Annotated in this window: 14 protein-coding genes; 7 read left to right on the forward strand and 7 right to left on the reverse strand. The window is 68.3% G+C overall.

The window, feature by feature from the left end:
- Positions 1-124: 124 nt before the first annotated feature.
- The 3 genes from ABZ845_RS15605 (at position 125) to ABZ845_RS15615 (ending at position 2,564) form a co-directional block, all read left to right on the forward strand.
- Positions 125-1,048 (forward strand): LysR family transcriptional regulator, encoded by a 924-nt coding sequence (locus tag ABZ845_RS15605; protein WP_360978831.1) that lies wholly within the window; start codon positions 125-127, stop codon positions 1,046-1,048.
- A gap of 238 nt (positions 1,049-1,286) precedes the next feature.
- Positions 1,287-2,081 carry a hypothetical protein gene (locus ABZ845_RS15610; RefSeq protein ID WP_360978834.1) on the forward strand — a complete coding sequence of 265 codons (795 nt, stop codon included), beginning with the start codon at positions 1,287-1,289 and terminating at the stop codon, positions 2,079-2,081.
- Positions 2,082-2,090: 9 nt separating this feature from the next.
- On the forward strand, positions 2,091-2,564 hold the full coding sequence (locus ABZ845_RS15615) for an SUMF1/EgtB/PvdO family nonheme iron enzyme (protein WP_360978837.1): 474 nt from the start codon (positions 2,091-2,093) through the stop codon (positions 2,562-2,564).
- Between the two features lie 296 nt (positions 2,565-2,860).
- Here the strand turns inward: ABZ845_RS15615 and ABZ845_RS15620 are convergent, their stop codons facing one another.
- The 5 genes from ABZ845_RS15620 to ABZ845_RS15640 all read right to left on the reverse strand — a co-directional run bounded on the left by ABZ845_RS15620 (position 2,861) and on the right by ABZ845_RS15640 (position 9,907).
- Positions 2,861-3,037 carry a hypothetical protein gene (locus tag ABZ845_RS15620; RefSeq protein WP_360978840.1) on the reverse strand — a complete coding sequence of 59 codons (177 nt, stop codon included), beginning with the start codon at positions 3,035-3,037 and terminating at the stop codon, positions 2,861-2,863.
- A 256-nt stretch (positions 3,038-3,293) separates the two neighbouring features.
- Positions 3,294-4,028 carry a glycosyltransferase gene (locus tag ABZ845_RS15625; RefSeq protein WP_360978843.1) on the reverse strand — a complete coding sequence of 245 codons (735 nt, stop codon included), beginning with the start codon at positions 4,026-4,028 and terminating at the stop codon, positions 3,294-3,296.
- Between the two features lie 628 nt (positions 4,029-4,656).
- Positions 4,657-5,049 carry a hypothetical protein gene (locus tag ABZ845_RS15630; protein ID WP_360978846.1) on the reverse strand — a complete coding sequence of 131 codons (393 nt, stop codon included), beginning with the start codon at positions 5,047-5,049 and terminating at the stop codon, positions 4,657-4,659.
- The gene (locus ABZ845_RS15635) at positions 5,049-7,394 is read right to left on the reverse strand and encodes a DUF4132 domain-containing protein (RefSeq protein WP_360978849.1); all 2,346 of its coding nucleotides are present in this window, start codon (positions 7,392-7,394) and stop codon (positions 5,049-5,051) included. Before ABZ845_RS15635 ends, ABZ845_RS15630 begins: the two co-directional genes overlap by 1 nt.
- Positions 7,394-9,907, reverse strand: coding sequence for a DUF4132 domain-containing protein (locus ABZ845_RS15640; protein ID WP_360978852.1), 2,514 nt, complete (start codon positions 9,905-9,907; stop codon positions 7,394-7,396). Before ABZ845_RS15640 ends, ABZ845_RS15635 begins: the two co-directional genes overlap by 1 nt.
- A 925-nt stretch (positions 9,908-10,832) precedes the next feature.
- Here ABZ845_RS15640 and ABZ845_RS15645 point away from each other — a divergent pair.
- From ABZ845_RS15645 to ABZ845_RS15655, 3 genes are all read left to right on the forward strand, one after another.
- Positions 10,833-12,443: an MFS transporter gene (locus ABZ845_RS15645; RefSeq protein ID WP_360978855.1), complete on the forward strand. Its 1,611-nt coding sequence runs from the start codon at positions 10,833-10,835 to the stop codon at positions 12,441-12,443.
- Positions 12,444-12,845: 402 nt separating this feature from the next.
- Positions 12,846-15,881 (forward strand): SpoIIE family protein phosphatase, encoded by a 3,036-nt coding sequence (locus ABZ845_RS15650; RefSeq protein ID WP_360978858.1) that lies wholly within the window; start codon positions 12,846-12,848, stop codon positions 15,879-15,881.
- A 132-nt stretch (positions 15,882-16,013) separates the two neighbouring features.
- On the forward strand, positions 16,014-16,241 hold the full coding sequence (locus ABZ845_RS15655; protein WP_360978861.1) for a tautomerase family protein: 228 nt from the start codon (positions 16,014-16,016) through the stop codon (positions 16,239-16,241).
- Positions 16,242-16,262: 21 nt separating this feature from the next.
- On the opposite strand, the gene ABZ845_RS15660 is transcribed toward ABZ845_RS15655, so the two are convergent.
- Complete coding sequence (locus tag ABZ845_RS15660; RefSeq protein ID WP_360978864.1) at positions 16,263-16,391, reverse strand: hypothetical protein; 129 nt, start codon at positions 16,389-16,391, stop codon at positions 16,263-16,265.
- Between the two features lie 563 nt (positions 16,392-16,954).
- On the opposite strand from ABZ845_RS15660, the gene ABZ845_RS15665 reads away from it, so the two are divergent.
- The gene (locus tag ABZ845_RS15665; protein WP_360978867.1) at positions 16,955-17,479 is read left to right on the forward strand and encodes a hypothetical protein; all 525 of its coding nucleotides are present in this window, start codon (positions 16,955-16,957) and stop codon (positions 17,477-17,479) included.
- A gap of 206 nt (positions 17,480-17,685) precedes the next feature.
- On the opposite strand, the gene ABZ845_RS15670 is transcribed toward ABZ845_RS15665, so the two are convergent.
- Positions 17,686-18,114, reverse strand: coding sequence for a MarR family transcriptional regulator (locus ABZ845_RS15670; protein ID WP_360978870.1), 429 nt, complete (start codon positions 18,112-18,114; stop codon positions 17,686-17,688).
- Between the last annotated feature and the right edge of the window lie 30 nt (positions 18,115-18,144).

An 18,144-nucleotide genomic window follows, 5' to 3' on the forward strand; every position in this document is an offset into this window, starting at 1 on the left:
GAGTGGGGGCTGGGAGCCGCGGCGGGAGCCGCGTTGCCATGCCCCCATCCTGGGCTCCTGACCAGGGCGAACGCCACGATCGGCTGCCTTGCTGCTGGGAGGCGCAGGCTCCCAGCGACGTAGCATGGCGAGCGTGGAGCTGCGTCAACTGCGGTACTTCCTCGCGGTCGCCGAGGAGCTGAACTTCGGCCGGGCCGCCGACCGGCTGCTGATCGCCGGTCCGTCCCTGTCGCAGCAGATCAAAGCACTCGAACGCGACCTCGGGGTCAAGCTGTTCGACCGCAACCGCCGCTCGGTGGCTCTCACCCAGGCCGGCGCGGCCCTGCTCCCGCACACCCGCGCCCTGGTGGAGCGGGCCGACGACCTGAAGCGGCGCGCAGGACGCCTGGCCGGTTCGGAACCTGTACGGCTCGGTTACGTCAACTGGCTGCCCCCGGACCTGTCCGCCCGTACCGCCGAGGTGGCCCAGTTGCGCATCGACGCCTGGGTCGCACCGTCCCACACCCAGGCCGCCCGGGTCGCGGACGGCAGCCTGGACGTCGCCGTGTGCTGGATACGGTCCGAGGACCTGGAACGGCTCGGCCTGGAGGCCCGGCTCATCGGCGCGGACCGGCTGTACGCGGTCGCCGCCGGGGATGACGACAGCGAGGTCAGGGTCCAGGACACGATCGTTCTCATCGACGACGACATCACGTCCTGGGCCTCCTGGAACGACTTCGCCGAGCGCCTGTCGCAGGACACGGGGGCCCAAGCCGTCCGGATCGCGGACGGCGGTGTCACCGGCCCCGCCTTCTTCGACCATGTGCGCCGCATCCGCCGCCCGGTGGTCAACTGCCCCAAGGGACAGACCACTCTTCTGCCGCCCGGCCTCGTATGCCGCCCCGTGGTCGCCCCGACGGTCCACTGGGCCTGGTCCGTCGTACACCGCCGCGCCGAGGAACGCCCGGCGGTGCGGGCGGTGGCCGACGCCCTGGCCGACGGGGTCGGCGACTTCGGCATCCATGCCTCGGACGCGTGGTTGCCGGAGGGGGATCCGTACAGGCGCTGATGGCGTACGGAGGCGTGGGTGCGGGTTCGAATGCTGCCGGGGGCACTCAGTGTGAGGTGCCCAAAGACCCCGTCACCAGCGGAAACTGAGGCCGAGGTCCTGGTGTATATGCAGCCGTATGCAGCGCTGATCGGCCCGGGGTACCCCGTTCACCTGACTCAGGGGGTGACGATGTGCCACACCTTCGACGCGCCTGACCGATCGGGGTACGGCTCGTGCACCCCTGAACCGCTTCACAATGAAGTCGAAGACAGCGGGGAGGCTCAAGGTGCTGTGGCTGGACGCCTACGAGCGCCGCGCGCGTCTTGCGCCCGGCCTCCTCGTACTGCTACCTGTCAACGTTGCCCTCGCAGTTCTTGGACTGAGCAAGGCTCCGGTGGTTGTCTCCGTCCTCACCGCACTTTCTCTGGCCGGCGGTCCGATCGTTCTTGCTGAGCTTGTACGTCACCAAGGACGGAAGGTTCAGGAGAAGCTCTGGAGGTCATGGGGCGGCTCCCCGACCATCCAGAAGCTCCGCCTCCGACAAGAGGGACAGAATACGCTGCAACGACAGAACTGGCGGAAGGCGGTGTCATCCGTGACTGGCATCGCCCTCCTCTCGGTTCGCAGTGAGCGGGCGAACCCGGCAAGGGCAAATGAAGTGATCGAGGTTGCCGTGGGGCAGGTCCGCAGCCTCACGCGGGACGAAACGAGGTTCCCACTCGTCTGCGCCGAGAACCGAAGCTACGGCTTCAATCGGAACCTCTACGGTATTCGCTGGGCGGGGCGGATTACCGCGCTCCTGGTAGTCCTTGGCGTCGTGGCGTACATGTTGTGGCGCGCGAATTTCGACCATCAGCCGCCTCTCACGCACGTGAACGTTTTTACTCTTCTCGCCACCATCGTCTGTCTCGTGATGTGGTGCGTTCTTCCGTCGCAGGAACGAATGAATAGTGCAGCAGAGAGATACGCCTACGAGTTGCTCCAAGCGGCGGTCGTCCTGGATGTCGGGAAGTCTCCAGTCACCTCGGAGGGGGGTCAGCAGCGCGCATAACCCGTTGAAATGCAAGAACGCCTGCACGGCAGTCCGGCGAGCGACAACTGCGTGCTGCTCGCTGGGGCGTACCTGGTCGGTCCTGCCGAACGACTGTTGATCCGTCCCGTCGAGCGTCCCGTACGCTTCGATCGCCATGCCGTGACCGTTGCGCGCTACCGCCGCTTCCTGGATGCTCTCGACGCGAACGGCACCTCACAATGGGACCACCCCGATCAGGCCTCCAGCATCACGCACCGCCCCTGGACCGACCGGCTGCGGCCTGCCGACTACTACGGGAACCCGCGCTACGACTCCCACCCTGCGATCTGCGTCAACTGGTGGAGCGCCTACGCCTTCGCCACGTTCGAAGGCAAGCGTCTGGCGGCGTCCCTCGAATGCACTCCCGTACCATCGGTCGCCGCCGCAGCGGCAGTCCTTACAACGCGATACGGGCGCCTGGTCCTGTCATCCCTACGAGGCGGGGACGTCAAGGCTCAGTGAACGGTGGTGTCATCCTTCGGGAGTTGGTTGCACGCTCGGGATAGTGCATGAGCGACGAACAGAGATCACCCTGGCCGACCTCGCGGAAGACATTGCGGAGATCGGCTATCGGTTGGACTGAGTGATTCAGCAACGACGAGGCCTCTGGACGCGGTTGCCAGGGGCCTCGGAGGCGGGCAGGGGTGTCACTCGTGCTCGCGAAGCAGAGCCTCGATTCGCCGACTGCCGGACAGCAAGTCCCTCACGCCGATGAGTCGCCCACCCTCGCAAGGGGGCGACTCATCACGATGCTGTGGTTACAGCGAACGCTGGATCTTCCGCTCCTCGACCTGTTCTTCCGCTTTGGTGTTCTCGTCGCGGACGGTGTACTTCGCCTGGGGCGACTCACCCTGGATACGGCGGATCTCTCCGGTGTGCCTCTGGTTGTCCTGCCCCTGGTACTCGACACGATCGCCCTTGTTGAACTGCGTCACTGTCTCCACCTTCCGAAGTCGAGTTGCACGGGTTCGCCTGTCTGAAGTGCGAATCCCGCCGCGCATCCGCTCTGAGCGCGGGGCGTAGTGCCATGACACCCCGGCTGATCCGCCACAGCGACCGCTATGGGCCGAACGAAGGAACCGGGGCACAAACTACAAGGCCTCTGGAGAGCTCCAGGGGCATCGGACATGTCGCCCTTGGGCGCGCTCCGGCCCGTACCGATCATTGAGTCGCGTGCCCGTGGTGGTGTACCTACCGCCACGTCCAACCTGAGTCCCGCAGGGCGCCGGCGCGTTGTACGAGCGCTTGAATTCGAGTGGCCGCTTCACTCGGCTCCCAATAGTGATGCGATGCGGTCGTCTGGTTGGGATGCTTGCGATAAAGGACGCTCGGCTCCGTTATGAACTCACCGGGTGCCACGGCTTCCGCGGCAAGGAGCAGCGCAACGGTCTCGGCTCCGGACAGTGCCTGCCAGCCGCCCAGTGCAAGCACCAGGCGACGGTTAGCAGCGAATGTGGTCGCCTGAACGGACAGACGGTTCTCCAACACCTCGCGATAGAAACGGTCGGCCGGCTCGAGGCGGCCGCCCGGAGGGTCGTAGGGACCCGGTGCGGTGCTCCCGTCCTCGTGGAGGTCGACGCAGGCCGATACGCACCACGGAACGCGTTCCAGGGTCTCGATGTCCCGCTCCAGCGCACCTGGCAGCAGGACATCATCTGCGTCAAGCGTCCGGATCAGGTCTCCTGTCGCGCGCGCGAGTGCGTGTGTACGTGTCACCGCGATTCGCGCCGGCAGTCCCGTCCCGAACGCGATTCTGGGGTCACTGGGCAGGACGTTCACGGGGATACCCGAGGTGCCGTCCTCCTGGACGCACCATTCCCATTGCCAGTCGGCCGGGAGTTTTTGTTCGCGCAGGGATTCATAGGTGTCACCGATGAAGTGGTGACCGCCGTTGTGAACGGCGGTGATGACGCTGATGGTTCGCATGGAGCGGGTCCTGCCGGAGAGGGATGAGCCGTCCGTGATCATGACATGAACCAACGGCCAAGGCCTTACGTTCAGCACGCACGGATGGCAGCCGCGCCGCGAATCCGCGGCACGGTCCAATTCAGGCCTCCATGGAGAAACCCTGGAGATGATCTCGGGCTCAGGGACCCTCAAGCGGCAACGGGAGCCAACACCTCCAACGCCCTGAACTGCATGTTTGACATGGGTGCCAGGCCGGCGACCTTCCAGGACCCAATTCGGAACAAAGAGGTTGTGGCCTCGAGCGCGGATCGGTTCCCTTCAGGACTGACGCTCCGTCACAGTGATCAAAGCCACTCGGGAGAGCCGGCGGTCTCCACCGGTCGGAACGTGCGGTCGATCGCCGCCGACCTAGCCAAGTCTGAAGCCAACGGCCAGCCAGGTTAGGCTGGTTGACCATCACCTCCAACCTCTTTGCGCAGGTCGGGACGGATCCGAACTTCTGCGCCGGAGGGTGTGCCCCCTGACGTACTCCGGGCACGGGACGCTGCCACCGCCGGTCTTGATGGCCCAATTCATGTACTCGTGCCGCGGGTTGGGGCAGTAACTCCGCAAGAGCTCTTGAAGGAGCTCCGCAAGAGCCAGTCCTTCAGCCGCCGGCAAGGGCGACCAGCTTGATGAAGACCAGACCTGGATCGGCCGCGAGATCCACGACTTCGTCCAAATCCTCGACCTGGCGGTCGCCGGTCAGCACGAAGAACCCGTTGGCCAGGAAGGCGCGCTCGGCGATGTCGGCCTGGCGCTCCCAGTCGATGCGGCGTGGCTCGCGGAGTCGGTAGCCGTTCAGCTCCGTCTCGGCGTCGTCGGGGCGGACGAGGCCGTTGAAGTGGTTGGTCGGGCGGGCGTTGTGCCGGGTGACCTCCTCGCGGACCCGGAGCCTGATCAGCTCCCGTACGGTCATCCGTGCCGGCTGCCCGGACACCTCGAACTCGGTGAGCGGCTTTCCCGTCGCGGTCTCGTCCCGGAACGTCACGGTGGCCATCAGGCACCTCGCTTGATCTGCGTGAGTATGGACTCGTCGGTGATGTTCGTGTCGGCGGCCAGTAGAAATGCCTTGCTGAGGATGAGTGAGAGCCGTTCGTCTTCGAACGGAAGAAATACCCTGCCGTCGCCGGATCGCCGTGCCGGGACGATGCACAGGTAGGCATCGTCCGGTTCCATCAGGATGTTGGCCGAACCCAGATGGATCTTGTACGTGCGCAGATCGCCGCGGACGATCACGAAGCGGCCGTCGAGCGTGCACCGGTCGGCGATCTTCAGCCGCGGCAGGATCCGCTCCAGCACGTCGCGGCGTGCCTCGGCGCTCTCCGTCAGCTCGGCGAACCCTGCCCGCTCCCAGTAGGCGCGCTGGTGGGCGCCGTCGTTCCAGTCGGGATCGGCGGCGATCGAGGTCACTCCGACGAAGAGGTCGACGTCGCGCATCGCCTCGCTGAACACCACTGCGGGAACGTCGGCCAGCGGTGCCTCGCGCCAGGCTCCATCCACCCGGCGGTCGAAGCGCACCTGGTCGGTCGAGGCCAGTTCGTCGTCGCCCGCCCAGTCGGCCCAGCTGTGGAAGAAGCGGACCCGCCACTTCCCCGCCGCGAGGGTGCGCTCGGCCTCGTCGCCGTCCCCTCCGTCCCAGGGACCGAGCCGGTCGCTCTTCCATCCCCGGGCCCGGAACAGGGCGAACATCTTGCGGTAGTGGACGAGGTGCGCGGCGAAGCGGTTGGAGTAGACGCGCGTGTCCTCCTCGGCCGGGGTCAGGAGGTAGATCTCGCGGAACGCCTGCTTGAACGGCTGCCGGATCCGCCGTTCGGAGAGCAGGTCCCGCCAGGCCCGTACGGCCGCGGGATCGGAGCGGAGGGGGTGCCAGAGCCGTACGGAGGCGTCGTCCGGCGCGTCAGGAAGGTGCTGGTCCGTCTCGGGCAGTACGGCCCGCCACTCGCCGGGTGCGACCTCGATCTCCCAGATCAGCCGGCGTACGAGGGTCCGGGCGAGGGGATGCCCGGCCAGTTCGGTGCGCCACCAGCCGTACGGGTGGACGGCCTCGACGGTGATGCCGCCCTCCAACGCGCGTACGAGGGTGACAAGGTGGGCATTCACCCGCTTCACCAGCTCGCGCAGCTCCTTGACAAGGGCCCCGTGGTCGCGGCGGACCGGCGCCGGGACGCTGCGCAGCGGGCGGCCGTCCTTGTCCCAGGTCAGTGTCGCGCTCTCCGTGACCGTGATGACGGCTTGGTAGTCGCCGGCCGACCGGCGCAGGACGCCGCCCTCGGCGGAGCCGCTGATGGAAGCTGTGTCGAACTCGAGCCTCGGCAGCCGTAGCGCCACGTCGGTGCGCTCGGCCAGGGCCGCGTCGATCTTCTTGAGCATCTTGTCGAGTTGCTTGGGCACCCCGGCATGCCGGACGGTCCGGCGCACGGTGCGGATCGCGGTCACCAGCTCGGGCGTCGGGAAGTCCTGTGCGGCGCGGCCCACTTCGTACAGCAGGGCCTGTGAGGGAAGTGTCTTCGCCGACGTCGGGGCGAGGGCGACGCCGGGCAGCAGCCGCTCGAACAGCTTCGGCAGCCAGGGCTCGTCGCGCAGCAGCGCCACCCGCAGGGCCTGTCCGAGCGAAGTGATCTCCCGGTCCGTGAACGCCTTGTCCGCCCGGTAGGGGATCTCGCCCGCCCGGATCGCGTCGGTGCGGTCGGCCGCCGCTTCCAGCGCGCGGCGAGCGAACGCCACGTAGGCGGGGTTGTCGGCCGACCTGCGCCACGCGTGCGCGAGCGGTGAGACGAACCTGTGGTCCCGGTCGATCTCGGACAGCAGCGCCTGTTCGGCCGGGGCGAGTCCGGCGATGACGGCCATCTCGTCAGCGACGATGGGGCCCACATCACGAGAGAGGCGCTCCATGGCCGCGCGCAGTGTGCCGTCACCGGCGAGCCCCGCGACCGCGAGCAGCGCGTACGGCTGACGCACGGTGTCCTTCTCCAGCCAGAACTCGGCCAGGGTGCGGGCTGGTTCGGACACGTCGGGCAGGGGCCCCGCGCAGCGCTCCAGAGCGCCCAGGCCCAGGGTGAGGTCCGCCCAGCCGTGCACCCGGCACTTTTGGACGAGTGCCTCGAACATCGCGCGGCACGCGGCAGGCGTGTAGCGCGGCTGCCGTTCCTGGGCGGCGCGCTCGACCATGAAGCGGGCCATTGTCATCGCGGACGTGGCCGAGGTGTCCAGCCTGTGGGCCGCCACGAGCAGGCTGCCGAGTTCCTCGTCCGACACCTGCGACAGGTCCGGGTGCCGGTCTTCGTCCTCGAGGATGAAGTCCGGGTCGGTCAGCGCGCGCATCAGCCGTGCTGCGAGGTTCATCAGGCGCCCCTCTTGATCTGGCGGAGGATGGTCTTGTCGGTGATGTTCGTGTCGGCGGCCAGTAGAAATGCCTTGCTGAGGATGAGTGAGAGCCGTTCGTCTTCGAACGGAAGAAATATCCTGCCGTCACCCTTGCCGCGTGACGGGACGATGCACAGGTAGGCATCGTCCGGTTCCATCAGGATGTTGGCCGAACCCAGATGGATCTTGTACGTGCCCAGGTCCCCGCGGACGATCAGGAAGCGGCCTTCGAGCGTGCACCGGTCGGCGATCTTCAGTCGCGGCAGGATCCGCTCCAGCGCCTCGCGGCGGACCTCGGCGCTCGCCGTCAGGGCACCGAACGTGGCCGTCCGCCAGTAGGCGGCGTAGCGGTCCTCGCCACGGTCGGTCCAGTCGGGATCGGCGGCGATCGAGGTCACTCCGACGAAGAGGTCGACGTCCCGCATCGCCTCGCTGAACACCGTCGGGGGTACCTCCGCCAGCGGAACCTCCCGCCAGCGCCGGCCGTTCCGCCGCTCGAAGCGGACCTGGTCCGTCGCGGCGTGCTCGGGCGCGTAGCCGCCGTCGTCGTCCGCGGCGGGCTCGTGGTGGAAGCAGGCCCGCCACTCGCCGTCGCCGAACTCGGCCCGCCCCTGGCCGTCGTAGCCGCCGTCGTACCGGCCGAGGAAGTTGGCCTGCCAGCCGCGTTCCTTGAACAACGCGTAGAGCTGCCGGTAGTGGACGATGTGGGCGGCGAACCGGTTGGAGTAGACACCGGTGTGCTCCTCCGCCGGAGTGAGCAGGTAGATCTCCCGGAAGGCCTGTTTGAACGGCTGCCGTAGCCGCTCGGCGTCGAGCCGCTCCCGCCATGCCCTGATGTCGTCCGTCGTCGCCAGGATCGGGTGCCACAACCGGACGCGCTCGGGCTCGCCGGGCGGCTCGGCCATCGGTGCCACCGCACGCCATTCGCCGTCCGTGTCCTGGAACTCCCATATCAGGCCGCGAACGAGAGTCCCGGTGACCGGATGGTCGCGGTAGTGGCGGCACCACTCGTCGTACGGCCACTCGCGCCCGGCCGACATCAGCGCCTCGACGCGGGCCCGCTCCCCCGACAGCGTGCGCCGCACCTCCTTGGCCAGGGCCTTCAACTCCCGGAGCTCGTCCGGAAAACCGTCCTTCACCGCCGCCGGAGCCGTACGGGAAGTCCGGCCGGCGGGACCCGTGAAGGTGAGCCGCACCGTCACCGCGTCCTCGACCGTCACACGCGCCCGGTATCCGCCCAGCTCCCGCTCGAGCGACCCGTCCGGCTCGAGGCCGTGACCGGGCACGCTGCGCTCGATGAGCTGGCCCGCCGTGATCCCCTGCCTTGCGGCGGCTGTCACCAGCGCAGTGTCGAGCTGTTTCAGCAGCGCCCGGTGCCTGATCCCCGATTGCAGCCGCCACAGAGTCTCCAGCGCGGCCGGATCGTCGATCTCGGCCAGCGCGTTGATCGCCGCGCCCGCGAGCTTGAGGTCCTCGATCACGTCGGCCCCGGGGCCGCCGGTCCGCAGGGCGAGCGCGCCGAGGTACGGAACAGTTGTCGGGCCGCCGGTCAGGGTGCCCGCCCAGACCACGCCACGCGCCAGTTCCCCGTCGTTCTGGTGAACGAGGTAGTGGTAGTGGTACGTGCCGGAGCTCCAACCGGAGTGCGGGCCGGTTTCCCGGCTGCACAGCGGATCGTCCTCGGCCAGCGCCCGAAGGATCTCGGCCACCGGACCGTGCGCCGACGCGGCGTCCATGAGCGTGAGGCACGTCCGCCGCCACCGCTGCGAGGGACGCGGCCCGGACAGACCCGCCAGGTGCCGGACGAAGTCGGCCAACTCCGGCGTCGGCAACGTGTCCGCGCGGTCGCGCAGCGGGGCGGCCCAGGGGGCGTACGGCGGGATCAGCCCCTCGGGGATGAGTGCCTCGTCCACGCTCGCGAGCAGCACACGGAGGCGTTTGACGAGCGGCACGTGCTGGTGCGCGGGAACATCGCCGCTCATGAGCTTCGCGTGAGCGTGTCGCAGCCAGGGCGCGACCGACCGGCAGCCGTCGGCGTCGAGTTGCGCGGCGGCATCCAGCGCCATCCCCAGGGGACCGGCGGACCAGAAGCCCATGTCGGACTCGGCGACGCGCAACAGCATCACCGCGACCTCGTCCGGCGCCCAGCCGTGCACCCGTGAGAGCACGGCTTTGATCCCGGAGTCGTACCGCCAGAACCCGGAGTTGTCGAAGCGGGAGGCCAGCATCAGACACAGGACCGCGGCCCTGCCCTCCTCCTGCGAGCAGGCCTCAAGCCTGCCCTCGATCTCGGCCCGGGTCGCCGCGTTCATCGCCTGGACGCGCTCGAATTCCCCCGGTCCCCGCAACGCCGCGGAGGCGTCCCACCGAGGCTCCGCCCGCTGACGTTCCAATAGGTCGACGAGCCAGCGGACGCGCTCGAGCACGGCGGACCTCACGCCGTCGAGCGCGTCGTTCCTGCGGGATTCGGCCACCAAGGCGTCGTAAAACATGGCGGGATGATGGCAGGGGGGACTGACAATGCGATCAACCCGCAGGATTCTTCCGTCTGCTGAATCGAGGGTCCGGCTCTGGGCGGCCCGCCAACTGCCCACCGGGGATCAGCTGTTTCGCCCGCCCCCCATGCTCCGAGTCCCCTGCCGAGGGGACTCGACAGTCAAGAACGTGAACTGCGGTCTGACCAAGCCGACAGCCCACAAGAGGGGGCGGGAGTCAGTCTCACCGGCTCCCGCCCCCTCTCAGTGTTCGCGACACATCTCCGACACACTCATCCGGCTGTGTCCCCCGTCCTGGTCCTGTCGTCCCCGAGAGGCGGGGCCGACAAGGCTTGGCCTCGGACGCGCTCAGCCTTGGTCGCGTACAGCACGAAGGCGGCCCGCTCAGAGGCCGGAAGGCGACTTGGCTGCGGGCAGGGGCCTCGGAGTCGCGGAGGTGGACAGTGCCGGACTCAACGGCGACTTCGGCCCACGCGATGCCGCGTCCAGGATCATTGCAAGGTTGCCGTCAAGGTGTGGGAGCGCATCCAGCAGGCTGCGCTGTCGGCTGGATGTGCCCTCTGTTTCGGCGCTTGCAGGCGACCCAGTTGCGGGCTGGCGACGGCGCCCTGTCCGCTCGGGCACGCCGATCAGTGGTGCCGTGGCTCTTGATGGTGCCCTGCTACCCGATCCGAGAGTCCCCTCAGGGCGGCGTCGCGCGGTGAATACGCGGCCTGCGCGACGCCCGCCCGGCACAGTCCGTGCCACTGCCCGCCCCCTGAGTCCTTTGCGTCGGGCAGCGGGCAGGGCAGGCACGGCCTGGGCGGTAGGAGCCGGGAAGGCTTCCGCCTGGACCGGCTTCGTCGAGTTCATGCCCGCCAAGCGGTTGATCTCCGCGGCGTGGTCGAGGATCGGTTGCCCAGGCAGCTGAGATGCTTCGCGAATGACTCGCGGGACTGACACTGCCGAGAGCTCGGCAAGGGCGCGGCTCGTCCTGTTGACGCTCGCAGCCGGTCAGTTTCTGATGGCGCTGGACAGCTCCGTCATGAACGTCTCGATCGCAGCGGTGGCCGACGACGTGGGTACGACGGTGAGCGGGATCCAAGGCGCCATCACGGCCTACACGCTCGTGATGGCGATGTTCATGATTCCCGGCGGCAAGGTCGGGGCGCTGATCGGCCGGAGGCGCGCCTTCATGATCGGCTGCTGCATCTACGGATGCGGCTCTCTCACCACAGCGCTCGCGCCGAACCTGACCGTGCTGCTGATCGGGTGGTCGTTTCTGGAGGGCATCGGCGCGGTGCTCATCCTGCCCGCGGTCGTGGCGCTCGTGGCCGGAAACTTCGCCATTGAACGGCGTCCCGCCGCTTACGGACTCGTCGCGGCCGCTGGTGCCGTGGCGATCGCGCTCGGTCCCCTCATCGGCGGCTTCGCAGCGACGTACCTTTCATGGCGATGGGTGTTCGCCGGTGAGGTCCTGGTGGTGATCGGCATCCTGTTGCTCGCTCGCCGTGTCGCTGACGTGTTGAGCAGCGAGCGCCCGCACATCGATCTCGTCGGCACTGCGCTGTCCGCGCTCGGGCTCGGGACTTTCGTCTACGGGGTGCTCCGTTCAGACGAATGGGGCTGGTTCCGTCCGAAGCCCGATGCGCCGTCCTGGCTCGGAGTCTCGCTGGTCGTGTGGCTGATGCTGGCGGGGCTGCTTCTGATCCGGCTCTTCGTCGCGTGGGAGGCCCGTCTCGTGGTGCGGCACCGGGAGCCGCTCATCGACCCGGCCGTGCTGCACAACAGGCAGCTCACGGGTGGTCTGATCATGTTCTTCTTCCAGTACGTCGTCCTGATGGGTGTGTTCTTCGTCGTACCGCTCTATCTGTCGGTCGCTCTGGGACTGTCCGCACTCGCGACCGGCGCGCGGCTCCTGCCGCTTTCACTGACGTTGGTGGCAGCCGCGACTCTCATCCCACGCCTCCTCCCGGACATCTCACCGAGGCGGGTGGTCCGGCTCGGGATCGTCGCGATGTTCGTCGGGGCGGTGGTCCTGATGGCCGCCCTCGACGCCGGTGCGGGAGCGGAAATCGTCACTATCCCCCTTCTGCTCATCGGGATCGGCATGGGCGCGCTGGCGTCCCAGCTCGGGTCCGTCACAGTCTCCGCGGTGCCGGACGAACAGAGCGCGGAAGTGGGTGGCGTGCAGAACGCCGTCACCAACCTCGGCTCCTCCATCGGCACGGCACTGGCGGGATCGATCCTGATTGCCACGCTCACGTCTTCGTTTTTGACCAGCGTCGAGCAGAATCCCGCGATCCCGGCCAGAGTGAAGAACCAGACGGCGATCGAACTTCAGAGTGGTGTGACCTTTCTGTCGGACGCCCAACTCAAGACCGCTCTCGATGAAGCCGGCACGCACAAGGCTGTGGCCCAGGCCGCGATGGAGGCGAACGCCGAGGCCAGGCTGGACGGCCTGCGCGCCGCGCTTGCGATCCTCGCGCTGGCCTCTGCCCTTGCGTTGTACTTCACCTCAAGGATCCCGACGGCCCAGCCACGCTCGACGTAGCCGTATGGAGACCAGGTCACTTCAGGTGATGTGCGGGGCGTCCTGGCGCAGGTGGTTCCGTTCGAGCACTGGGCGCCGCGCTGGGCGACGAGCGCTCGGGGCGTACCTCGGACGGCGAGCCCTGGATCACCTCGGCTTCCCAGCCTGGTGGCCGCCGCCGGCTCGAGGCAACGCCGCCGTTCCGAGCCCCGCGGACGAGGCATCAGCGGTAACGAAGGGTGAGTCGACCACCACATACGGTCAATCACCGCGAAAGGTTTTCACAGAGCAGGTGAAATCGCCTAAGTTGTTCTGAATAGGATTGATTCGGCGGATGTAGATCACTGCAGATCACTGCAGGTCACATCCGGTCGCATGTGTCCCAGCGGGTACCCGAGCGCCGAGCGGAGGCGAGGGTCGGCAGTGGTGAACATCAGAGGCGGCGACGCGGACAACACCGGCCCGGCCATACCCCACGCCCCCCAGCCGCTGCACCAACCGCAGGGCCTGGGGACCATACAGAGCGCACGGCCCTTGGAGCGGCACCGCTTGCGGATGCTGTTGCTCGACGCCGTGGACGAGGACCGGCACGATGTCGAAGTGCTGCTGACCGGGCTCCAGCATGCGGTGGCCGAGGTACACGGTCTGGGCGGCATGGTGCACCTCCCGGGCGCCGGCATGAGCGGCATCCTCTACCTGGTCGCCGAGAGCGGCCTGCCTGAGTCGATCACCCGGCCCTGGCTGATCATCCCGGTACGCGGCACGGCGCCCCCCGGCAGGGCCGCCCGCAACGACACCATCATCTGGCAGCCCGATCTGGCTCCGCCCGACCCGTTGCCGGGCCGGGGCCCCATCGCCCAGTGGCCTTCCCGGCTCACCGCCGGCATCGGTCACCTGGCCGTCCCCATTCCGAGCGGTGGCTGGCGACGCGGCGCGCTGTCCGTCCTCTTCGCCCCGGGCGCCGAGCCCGGCGCGGCGGAGCACAGGTTCCTCGAAGAGGTGGCGGCCTGGATGTCCGGGAGGCTCAGGTCGTCCGGAATCCTCAATCCGTCCCCCACCCTGCTGCGCGCCCTGGAGAACGGGCCAGGACCGCGGGAGGCCGCCGCCACGCGGGAGGCGGAACGGGTGCCCTCCTTCACGTACACCTGGGACCTGCACACGGGCGAGCTGACCTCCGACCTGCCCGTCGAGGAGGTGCTGGCCGGCATCGATCCGGGGGTGATGAGCGGCGGCATCGAGGCGTGGGCGGAGCTGATCCACCCGGACGACCTGCCGGGGGCGGTGGCCGGCTTCGACACGGGCATCCAGATGCGCGGCGGCTTCCAGGGCGAGTACCGGATCCGGCGCCAGGACGGCACCTACCTCTGGATCGAGGCCCGTGCCCGGACGATCACGGACGAAGCAGGGACACCGGTGAAGGTGATCGGCACCATCCGGGACAGCAGCGAAACACATGCCGCCGCCGAGTCGGTGGGGCGGGCGCTGCGGCACATGAGCGACGGCTTCGTCTCCCTGGACACCGACTGGCGCATCGGATTTCTCAATCACGGCGCCGAGCGGCTCCTCGGCGCCGCGGGAGATGTGGCCGGAGCCATGCTCTGGGACATTCCCGCGATACGTGCCGTGCCGGAGCTGGAGCAACGATGCCGGGCCACGGCGGCCGAGGGCGTGCCCGCCGGATTCGACGTACCGGGGCCGGACGGGACGTCCTGGTACCACCTGCGGTTGGTGCCGGTGCCGGAAGGCCTCACGCTCTACATCACCGACACCACCGAGCGGCATCTGCGCGAGGCCGACCGGGCCGCCGCGGAGCGGGCGGCCGCGGAGCGGGGCGCCTTGGTGCAGCGGATCACGCGGGAGCTGGCCGAGGCTGTCACAGCCCAGGATGTGATGACGGCGGTGGCAGACGGCGTGATGACACCGCTCGGGGCCACCGGGCTCGTCATGGTCGGCATGGCCGGCGACCGGCTGACCGTGGTCGGCTCCCGGGGGCGTTCGGAGCGCTTCTCCCGAATGCTGGACAGGCAGTGGGCAGTACTGGACACCACGAACCCGGTGGGGGACGCCCTGCGTACTCGCACCCCCCTCTTCATCTCCTCCCGGGAGGAGTTCCTGAAGCGCTACCCCGGAACCGAGACCCTGATCCGGGAGGGCGGCACGCAGGCGTGGGCCTTTCTGCCGCTGGCGGTATCGGGGCGCGGGATCGGCGCGGTGGTGATCTGCTTCGGCAGACCGCGGGTGCTGGATGACGACGAACGGACGCTGCTGACCGCGCTCAGCGGACTGATCGCGCAGGCCCTGGACCGGGCCGGGCTCTACGACGAGGCGACGACCCGGGCCCGTACACTCCAGCGCAACCTGCTGCCCCAGGCGCTGCCCGAGCTGCCCGAGGTGACGGCGGCGGCACGCTACCAGCCGGCCAAGCAGGGAGCCGACATCGGCGGCGACTGGTACGACGTGATCCCGCTCTCCGCGGCCCGGGTCGCGTTCGTGATCGGCGACGTCATGGGCCACGGCATGGCCGAGGCCGCCACCATGGGCGGACTCCGCACGGCCGTCCGCACCCTCTCGGAGCTGGAACTGCCGCCCGACGAGATCCTCGGCCACCTCAACGACATCGTCGGCGAGCAGGGCAGCGATGCGTTCGTCACCTGCCTGTACGGCATCTACGACCCGGTGAGCCGGCTTCTGTCGTACGCCAGCGCCGGTCAACCGCCCCCGGCGGTGGCCCACCCCGACGGCACCGTCGCCTTCCTGCCCATGACCCCGGACCCGCCGCTGGGCGTGGCCGCTCCTCCCTACGAAGTCCGCGAGACCCTGCTGCCCGCCGACAGCCTGCTCGCCCTCTACAGCGACGGCCTGGTCGAGAGCAAGGACAGGGACGTCACCACCGGCATGAACCGTCTCGCCGAGCTCCTTCTGGAGTCCGTGAACGCCATGCCGACATCGGCGGCGGACGCGTCCGGCCTGGACGCCCTCTGCGACACCCTCACCTCCGCTCTGCTTCCCGCCCACGGCGAGCTGATAGACGACGCCGCCCTGCTGCTCGTCCGCACCCACCCGCTGGGCTCGGAGAACGTCGCCGAGTGGCCGTTGCCGGAGGACCCGGTGGCGGCGGGCCAGGCCCGCGACCTGGTGCGTGCCCAGCTCGCCGAGTGGGACCTGACCGACGAGGACCTGGTCATGACCACCGAACTCCTCGTCAGCGAGCTGGTCGGGAACGTCATCCGGCACGCGTGCGGCCCCATCCGGCTGCGCATGCTCCGCAGCCGTGCGCTGATCTGCGAGGTGTCCGACGCCAGCCTGACCACGCCGCACATCCGCCACACCTCCGTCACCGACGAGGACGGCCGCGGCCTCCAGCTCATCTCCGCCCTCTGCCAGCGCTGGGGCACCCGCCACACCCGCACCGGCAAGTCCATCTGGACCGAACAGCCCCTTCCCACCGCCTCGGCTTGATCTTTGACCTCGCAGGTCACCGTTCGCCCAGGTGTGCGGCGAAACAGTCCGCATAGCCCTATCTGTTCCTTCTTGGAAGGATGAGGCTCAGCAACGGACTCGTCACCCCTGTGGCTACGGAGAGGAGCAGTCATGCCGTTCGTCGACATCAAGGTGATCGCCGGGGCATTCACACCCGAGGAGAAGCGACGGCTGGTCGAAAGCGTCTCGGAAGCGGTGATCGCCATCGAAGGCGAAGCGCTGCGACCTGCCACGCATGTCGTGATCACCGAGACACCCAGTGGCGAGTGGGCCATCGGCGGCCAGGCGCTGACAGCCGAAGAGGTCCGCGCCAAGCGTGCGAGCGCACCGGCGGCCTGATCCGCCGAGCCGTACCCCGCGTCAGCGGCGGCGCAGCCGCTTGCCGGTGATGGGCGGGGTGGGGTCGATGTAGAAGTCGTCGGGGTTCACGTCGGCGCCGGGCGGAACGATGTCGTCGATCTGGTCGAGGATGTCGTCGCCGAGTGCCACATCGGCGCCGGCGAGGAGATGGTCCTGCTGATCCGGTCGCCCTACAACGACCTGATACCGACATCGTCCCCGAATAGCTGATCAACTGTGGCTGTACAGCAGCGAAGTACGGTAATCGGGTCGACCGGCGCCAACCGCCCGTGTCGCTCACAGCCCACCAGACCAGCCCACGAGACCTCAGCAACGGATCGCATCAACGGCCGGCAAGTGCTGCTGGGATACTGACCAGCCGGATAGTAATCATGCTGTGATCTGTCCGTACTCGGCTCGGAGGCGATGATCACTACGGTTCCACCGTGCCAATGAACGACGATATGCCCGCGGGTCACTACAGCCGAGACGACGCCAAGTGGAATGTGGTCCCCAATCACGACTTCGCTGGGGGCGTCACTGTGACGGAAGCCCCCGCGCCCAGGCGGAGGCGGGTGTGGCCGTGGGTTGCCGCATCAGCGGTGTTGGCGGCAGCCGCGGCTTTCCTCGTGCTGAGGCCCACGAGTTCCTCGTCCGGCGAAGCTGCCGCGCCTGTGCCGACTGCTTCCTCCCCCACACCCACGGTCTCCCCGATGACCACTGCCGCAGCACGCCCGGTGATCCCGCCGACCGAGGCGTTCCCGGCTCATGTGGGAGGCGGTACCGGCACCTTCACCAAACTGGGCGCGGCCACGCTGAAGTCCTGCACCGAGCGCGACTCGGTCGGACCGAACCTGGCCGCCATGATCGCCGAAAGCAAGGGCTGCGTCGGCGAGGAGATCGCGCTCTACAAGGACGCGCACGACAACCAGTTCAACCTGGCCATCTTCACGATGAAGGATCCGCAGGACACGGTGAAGCTGGTGACCCGGCTGACCATGGCCTTCGACGACTACGAGGTGGCCGCTCAAGCCCCACCGCCCGGATCGGGCCTGCGCACCCTTCCGGCCGACAGCGGGATGGTGCAGTCCTTCACGGGGGAGGGCCGGGCCATGACTGTCGGGCTGGCCCAGTGGTCGGACGGCAGGACCCGCGACTATCAGCAGCTCGTCGACCATCTGGAGCCTCTGCTCAAGAAGGTCTCCGAGAACGTCACTCGCTACGAGAGCGCGCATTGACCCTGAGCTCCACACCGCTTGGCCGAGCAATGCTCTTACGGCCGGACGCGCTCCGAGTCCCGTCTTGATTCCCGTCACGTTCGCAAGGGTTCGGGGCCGTTCTTCGCCGTTCAACGGCAGGTCTCACCTGAGCTCCGGAGCCATGTGCCCGGAACAACCGGCCGACGCGGCACGGAGCACGGCCGCCTCCGTGCCGCCGCCCCGGCTCAGCCGGCGTCGGCTGTGTTGTAGGACCGCAGGTAGGCGGCCAGCTGTGCCACGTCGGCGTCGTCCCAGTCGGTGAACCGCCTCTCGAAGGAGGCCCGACGCTGCCGGTTGGCCCCGTTCAGCAGGTCCAGGCCCTTCTCGGACGTCTTCAGGATCTGCCTTCTGTGGTCGTCCGGGTCGGGCTCACGCACGATCATGCCCTCCGCCTCGAGCATGGCGATCTGACGGCTGACCGTCGACTTGTCCAGCATGAAATGCCCCGCGAGGTCGGCGGCGTGACAGCTGCCGTTCTTGTGCATGTGGTCGAGCATGCTGTGGGCCACCAGTGAGAGCTCCGGGTGGAGCTGGGCGGCCTTCTGCCGGGCGCGGCGGGCGAACGAGGTGAGTTCGCGCTGGATGACGTCCATCGACGCCTCACGGTCGGACATGACCTGCACCCTTCCTCTAGTAGTTGTAGC

Source organism: Streptomyces sp. NPDC047022, from assembly GCF_040644155.1.
GTDB lineage: Bacteria > Actinomycetota > Actinomycetes > Streptomycetales > Streptomycetaceae > Streptomyces.